Below are 6,540 nucleotides of genomic sequence, written 5' to 3' on the forward strand. Positions count from 1 at the left end.
TCGGCCCGCTCCGTACCAGCTTCCGCACTCTCCCGCCCGCAAGGAGGCTTCCCATGGCCGACGCATCCGCCCGTACCGCGGCACAGGGCTTCGCCGACGCCGCTGAGCAGCGCCGCGCCAACCGCGCCACGGTCGAGAAGTACCTGGAGTACACCAAGGGCCCGAACCGGCTGCGCCGGCACGAGCTGTTCGCCGAGGACGGCAGCGGCGGCCTGTGGACCAACGACACCGGCGCTCCGATCGAGATCAAGGGCCGCGAGCGCCTGGCCGAGCACGCGGTCTGGTCGCTGAAATGCTTCCCGGACTGGGAGTGGTACAACATCCAGGTCTTCGAGACGCAGGACCCGTGCTTCTTCTGGGTCGAGTGCGACGGACACGGGAAGATCAACTTCCCGGGCTACCCCGAGGGTTACTACGAGAACCACTTCCTCCACTCGTTCCGCTTCGACGAGGACGGGAAGATCCGGCAGAACCGGGAGTTCATGAACCCGTTCGAGCAGCTGCGCGCGCTCGGGATCCCGGTGCCGACGGTCCGCCGCGACGGCATCCCCACCTGATCCCCGCAGGCCCATGGCGGGCGACGCCGGGCCGGCGCGACAACCCGGCAGCCGCGGTGAGTTGCACGGCAAGACAGAAAGGCACCTGCGCCCATGCCAGGTATCCCGCCCATCGAGTCCTACCCCCTTCCCGCCCCCGGCGAGCTGCCGGCCAACACGGCCGAGTGGACCGTGGACCCGAACCAGGCGGTACTGCTCATCCATGACATGCAGCGGTACTTCCTCGCGCCGTTCCCCGCCACCGTGCGCGCGGAGCTCCTCGGCAACGTCACACGGTTACGCGAACGCTGCGCCGCACGCGGCATTCCCGTCGCCTACACCACCCAACCCGGCGGGATGAGCGCCCGGGACCGCGGGCTGCTCATGGACTTCTGGGGGCCAGGGATGCGCGCGTCGGCCGACGACCGACAGGTGGCCGACGAACTGGCCCCCGCCGAGGGCGACTGGCTGCTCACCAAATGGCGCTACAGCGCCTTCTTCCGCTCACCCCTGCTGCGGCGTATGCGCGAGACAGGCCGTGACCAGCTCATTCTGTGCGGTGTGTACGCGCACGTGGGCGTGCTGGCGACCGCGTTGGAGGCGTACGCGAACGACATCCGGACGTTTCTGGTCGCCGATGCCGTCGCCGACTTCTCGCAGGACCGCCACCGGATGGCCCTCACCTATGCGGCGGAGCGCTGCGCCATGGTCGTCTCCGCCGAACAGCTTCTCGCCGAGGTCTCGCCGTGAGCGGGGGGCTGCTCGAGCGGGTGCTCAGCGACCCGTCCACGCCATTCGCCCTCCTCCACCGCGCGCCCCTCACCGGCCCCGACCACCTGGAGGTTCTCGTCGGGCCGGTCTCCACCCCTCCGACGCTGGCGCGAATACCGCTCCCGGAACCCCCCGACCCGGAAATCGAGGGAAACCACCACGAGGCCCTCGTCCTCATTCCCTACCGCCAGATCACCGAACGCGGCTACGCCTGCGTCGACGACGCCACGCCGCTCGTCACGCTCACGGTCACGGGCCAGGAGACGCTCCCGCTCGCCGAGGCGCTGCCCCGTCTGCCGCGCGCCAGGACCACGCTCGTCAACCGGCGCTTCGTCCCGGGGGATACGGAGTACGCGCACACGGTGCGCCACGTCGTCGCGGACGTGATCGGCCGCGGCGAGGGTGCCAACTTCGTCATCAAGCGCGACTTCGTCGCCGACATCACCGACTACTCCACCGACCGCGCGCTCGCCTTCTTCCGGCGTCTCCTGGAGAGCGAGTCCGGGGCCTACTGGACGTTCCTGGTGCACACCGGGGAGCGCACGCTGGTGGGCTCCAGCCCGGAGCGGCACATCAGTCTGCGGGACGGCACAGCGGTGATGAACCCGATCAGCGGCACTTACCGCTATCCGCCCACCGGTCCGGAACTCGCCGGTGTCCTGGACTTCCTGGCCGACCGCAAGGAGGCCGAGGAGCTGTACATGGTCGTGGACGAAGAGCTGAAGATGATGGCGCGGATCTGCGAACGGGGCGGCCGCCTGGCCGGGCCGTATCTGAAGGAGATGGCTCGGCTGGCCCACACCGAGTACTTCGTCGAAGGGCACACCGGGCGGGGCGTTCGCGAGATCTTGCGCGAGACGCTGTTCGCGCCGACCGTGACCGGAAGTCCCCTGGAGAGCGCGGCCCGGGTCATCTCTCAGTACGAGCAGCAGGGCCGCGGCTACTACAGCGGTGTCGCGGCCCTCATCGGCCGGGACGCGCGCGGCGGCAGGACGCTGGACTCCGCGATCCTCATCCGGACCGCCGACATCGACGCCGCCGGGGAGGTCCGCATCGGCGTCGGTGCCACCCTCGTACGCCACTCGGACCCGGCGTCCGAGGCAGCCGAGACCCGCGCCAAGGCGGCAGGGCTGATCGCGGCGCTGGAGTCCGGCCGGTCCCGCTCCTTCGCCGCGCACCCGAGCGTCCGCGGCGCTCTCGCCCGGCGCAACGAGCAGCTCGCGGACTTCTGGCTCGACGAGACGGCGCCCACCTCGGCACCGGCGCCCCGACCACACCCGCGGGGCCCCTGCGGTACTCCCGATGTTGCGGGCACTCCGGGCGCTGCCAGCGCTGCCGGCCTGGTCGGCCGCAGCGTCCTGGTCGTCGACATGGAGGACACCTTCACGGCGATGATCGCCATCCAGTTGCGCTCTCTCGGCCTGCGCGTCACGCTCCGCCGGTACGACGAGGACATCGAGTTCGACACCTGCGATCTGGTCGTGATGGGACCGGGCCCCGGCGACCCCCGGGACCTTTCCTGTCCCAGGATGACCCGTCTCCATACCGCGATCGGCACCTTGCTCGAGCGGCAGCGTCCGTTCGTCGCCGTCTGCCTGAGCCATCAGGCCCTCTGCCGGCGACTCGGATTCCCGCTGTTCCGCCGGGACGCCCCAAACCAGGGCGTGCAGCGGGAAATCGACCTGTTCGGCGTCCGCGAGCGCGTCGGCTTCTACAACACGTTCGCCGCCCACGCCCAGCACGACAAGACAGATGTCGGCGGCGTGGGCGTGGTGGAGGCGGCCCGGGATCCGGAGACGCATGAGATCCACGCGCTGCGCGGACCGCATTTCGCGTCGATGCAGTTCCACGCCGAGTCGGTCCTCACCCAGAACGGCCCACGCATCGTGGGCCAGGCCCTCCAGGCCGCACTGGGACGGTGACCCCTGGCTCCCGGCCCCCACCCCGCCCTGTGACGGCGCCGACCCGCCGTACTCCGCTCCACCCACCCCGCTTGGAGGCCCCGATGCACGCGTACGTAGTCGTGGACGCGTTCGCCGACGAGCCGCTGCTCGGCAACCCCGTGGCCGTGTTCTTCGGCAGCGACGACCTGTCAGCGCGCACGATGCAGCGCATCGCCCGGGAGATGAACCTGTCGGAGACCACCTTCGTTCTCACGCCTCGGCAAGGCGGCGACGCCCGGATTCGCATTTTCACCCCCGTCAACGAGTTGCCCTTCGCCGGGCACCCGTTGCTGGGCACAGCCATCGCCCTGGGCGCACGCAGCTCGCGAGACGACTTGCGTCTGGAGACGGCCATGGGAGTCGTCCCGTTCGACCTCGTCAGGGAGCGGGGCCGGACGGTCGCCGCCCGTATGCGTCAGCCGGTTCCCACCTGGCGCCCGTTCGAGCGCGCCGAAGAACTACTGGCCGCGATCGGTGTGGAGAAGTCCACGCTGCCTGTGGAGATCTATCGCAACGGTCCCCGTCATGTCTTCGTCGGTCTGGAGAACGTCAGCGCGCTGTCCGCTCTCCGTCCCGACCACCGTGCTCTGGCCGACTTCGAGGACCTGGCCACCAACTGTTTCGCCCCTGACCTCGACGCGGACGACGCCCACGCCCCGCCGGGCCAGGAGGGCGGGAGCTGCTGGCGCACCCGGATGTTCTCCCCCGCCTACGGCGTGACCGAGGACGCCGCCACCGGGTCCGCCGCGGGCCCGTTGGCCGTCCATCTCGCCCGGCACGGCCTCGCCCCGCACGGCCGGCAGGTCCGGATCACTCAGGGCGTCGAAATGGGCCGTCCGTCACTGATGCTCGCCCGGGCCGAAGGGACCGCGGACTCCGTCGACGCGGTGGAAGTGGGCGGTGCCGGGGTGCTGGTGGCGGAGGGCAGCCTGCACGTATGACCTCCGCACGACGGCCGCACGGCATGACATGAAAGAAGGACGGCATGGACACTGGCAGGTCCGAAACCCTGACCGCGGCGATCGACGTCACCTTTCCCGAGTACATCTCGCCGCCCGACCAGCCACTGGGGCTCCTGCGCCGCTGGCTGGAGTCGGCTGAGGCACACGGCGTACGCGAACCGCGGGCCCTGGCCCTGGCCACCGCGGACGCCGCGGGCCGCGCCTCCCTGCGGACCGTCGTACTGAACCGGGTCACCGAGACCGGCATCGTCATCGCCACCCACGACGGCAGCCGCAAGAGCCGCGAACTCCGCGTCAACCCCTGGGCCTCCGGCCTGCTGTACTGGCGCGAGACCGGTCAGCAGATCAGCCTGGGCGGCCCCGTCCGCCGGCTGTCCGACGCCGAGTCCGACGCACTGTGGGCCGCCCGCCCGGTCTTCACCCACGCCATGACCGTCTCCTCCCGCCAGAGTGAGCCTCTTGGCGACATGGGGGACGTGGCCCGGCTGCGGGCCCGCGCCGAGACGATCAGCGCGCAGGGCCCCCAGCCACGCCCCGCCGCGTACATCGGCCTCGAACTCGTCCCGGAATCCGTCGAGTTCTGGGCGAACGGCACGTCCCGCCTGCACGAACGGCTGCGCTACGACCGCACAGCGGAAGGCTGGACCGCGGTCCGCCTGCAGCCGTGATGCTTCACTGTGCCTGGTGATGCAGGGCGTCAGTCCGGAAAAGGTCGTCCGCGAGGCGGAACCGGCCACTTCCCATCTCCCGCACGACGCCTGAAGCCATCCGCTGCCCTCTGATCGCGCATCACTGCCGTCAGAGGCGGGTGGGAAGCAGGGCGAGAGTCTCGGCGAGCTGCGAGTGCTGGGGCCGCGGCAGCCGGTCCGGTGCGAACCAGTCGAGCGCGTCGAACTTGTAGGGCTCGCCGATGGCGACCTGGGCGGGGTCCACCTCGACGGCGAAGACGACCGCGACCCAGTGGGAGACGGGGGTGCCACGCAGGATGTTGCGGACGCCGAGGGTCTCGATCGCCAGGGCTTCCGCGGCATACTCCTCGCGTACCTCCCGCCGCACGGCCTCCTCGAACGTCTCGCCGTGTTCGAGGGCACCGGCCCCGGTGTCCCACCTCCCCGGCTCGTCCCGCGCGCCCGCACTGCGACGGGCCAGCAGGATCCGGCCTGCTCCGTCGTGGCAGACGAAGACGCAGGAGACGGTAGGGGCCGTCAGCGCCCGGTCGCGAGGGCGTTCGGACGGTGTGCCGGTCATGTGTTGCCGCTCTCTTTCCGCCGCTGTCCAGGGCCTAGAAGTGGTCCTGCAACTTGCGGAAGCTCCGCAGCCGCAGCACCCGCTCGTCACCGGGGTCGAGTTCGCCGTGTTCCAGGGCCCAGGTGTGGTCGTTGGGTATGAACACTGCGTTCATCCCCGCGCGCCGGGCCGGGAGGATATCCGACTTCGGCGAATTTCCGATCATCCAGCACGCGGCGGGCGTGAGGGCGTGGGCCTTGAGGAAGGTGCGGTACGTCTCGTCGTCCTTCTCCCGGACGATCTCGATCGCCCGGAAACGGTGGGCGAGCCGGGAGGCGTCGATCTTACGCCGCTGCTCGTCCGGGTCTCCCTTGGTGAGCATCAGCAGCTCGTGCCGGTCACCGAGCGCCGCAAGGGTCTCAGCCACTCCGGGGATCAGCTCCACCTGCTGGTCGGTCAGCACCGCTGCCAACCGCCTTATCGCGTCGCTCTCATCGGCCGTAGCCGGGCGGTGGCGCAGACGCTCCACGCAATCCGCGAGGCTGCGTAGCAGCATCTGGGTGCCGTAGCCGTGAGCGACGGCGTTGGCCTTCTGGATGTCGTCGAGTACGGCGCGCAGTTGGTACTTGTCGAGGGTGGGATGCTCCAGCCAGTCCAGGAAGTCGGCGATGACCCGCTCGAAGAGCACGTTGTTCTCCCACAGCGTGTCGTCCGCGTCGAAGACGAGCACCTGACCGTTGCGCCGCAAACTGACCTCCGGAACCTCGCGCGGACGAATCGAACTGTAGCCACTCCGGACGCCCGTCCACCACGGCTTTTCCCGAGGCTGCGGCCCTCGACCTCTCTCATCCGACGACGCTCTCCGTATGGAACGCGAACGCCCCGACAGCCGCCCCGTACCCGGGGATGGCCGGCAGCGGCCCCCGGCCGCTGGAGGAAGCGGACGTGGTCAGCTTTGTCGGCTCAGGTGCAGGGTTACCGGGACTCTTGCAGAAAGCCCCGGCGTTCACGCCGGGGATGAATGCGTCTCAAGGCTGCTCTGACGTGCACGTTGGAGCGGACGTTTTTGCTGCTCGATGTACTGGCGGACGATCACCAGTG

Annotated in this window: 7 protein-coding genes; 5 read left to right on the plus strand and 2 right to left on the minus strand. The window is 70.0% G+C overall.

All coding sequences use genetic code 11. The features are described from left to right. Positions 1-53 precede the first annotated feature (53 nt). The 5 genes from ACTWQF_RS29315 (at position 54) to phzG (ending at position 4,880) form a co-directional block, all read left to right on the plus strand. Complete coding sequence (locus ACTWQF_RS29315) at positions 54-557, plus strand: PhzA/PhzB family protein (RefSeq protein ID WP_443282726.1); 504 nt, start codon at positions 54-56, stop codon at positions 555-557. A gap of 93 nt (positions 558-650) precedes the next feature. Further along, positions 651-1,286 carry an isochorismatase family protein gene (locus ACTWQF_RS29320; protein ID WP_443282727.1) on the plus strand — a complete coding sequence of 212 codons (636 nt, stop codon included), beginning with the start codon at positions 651-653 and terminating at the stop codon, positions 1,284-1,286. Further along, positions 1,283-3,229: an anthranilate synthase family protein gene (locus ACTWQF_RS29325; RefSeq protein WP_443282728.1), complete on the plus strand. Its 1,947-nt coding sequence runs from the start codon at positions 1,283-1,285 to the stop codon at positions 3,227-3,229. Before ACTWQF_RS29320 ends, ACTWQF_RS29325 begins: the two co-directional genes overlap by 4 nt. A gap of 83 nt (positions 3,230-3,312) precedes the next feature. Continuing rightward, positions 3,313-4,191 carry a PhzF family phenazine biosynthesis protein gene (locus tag ACTWQF_RS29330; RefSeq protein WP_443282729.1) on the plus strand — a complete coding sequence of 293 codons (879 nt, stop codon included), beginning with the start codon at positions 3,313-3,315 and terminating at the stop codon, positions 4,189-4,191. Positions 4,192-4,235: 44 nt separating this feature from the next. Beyond that, a complete protein-coding gene (gene phzG, locus ACTWQF_RS29335) occupies positions 4,236-4,880 on the plus strand; it encodes a phenazine biosynthesis FMN-dependent oxidase PhzG (RefSeq protein ID WP_443282730.1) in 645 nt (214 codons plus the stop codon). A gap of 130 nt (positions 4,881-5,010) precedes the next feature. Here the strand turns inward: phzG and ACTWQF_RS29340 are convergent, their stop codons facing one another. Together ACTWQF_RS29340 and ACTWQF_RS29345 are read right to left on the minus strand one after the other, a co-directional pair. Continuing rightward, positions 5,011-5,460 carry an NUDIX domain-containing protein gene (locus ACTWQF_RS29340; RefSeq protein ID WP_443282732.1) on the minus strand — a complete coding sequence of 150 codons (450 nt, stop codon included), beginning with the start codon at positions 5,458-5,460 and terminating at the stop codon, positions 5,011-5,013. 34 nt (positions 5,461-5,494) lie between these two features. Then, positions 5,495-6,187, minus strand: a complete 693-nt coding sequence (locus tag ACTWQF_RS29345; RefSeq protein WP_443282734.1) for an HAD family hydrolase — start codon at positions 6,185-6,187, stop codon at positions 5,495-5,497. Between the last annotated feature and the right edge of the window lie 353 nt (positions 6,188-6,540).

It is taken from the genome of Streptomyces sp. 8N114, assembly GCF_052245835.1.
In the GTDB taxonomy this organism is placed as follows: Bacteria; Actinomycetota; Actinomycetes; order Streptomycetales; family Streptomycetaceae; genus Streptomyces.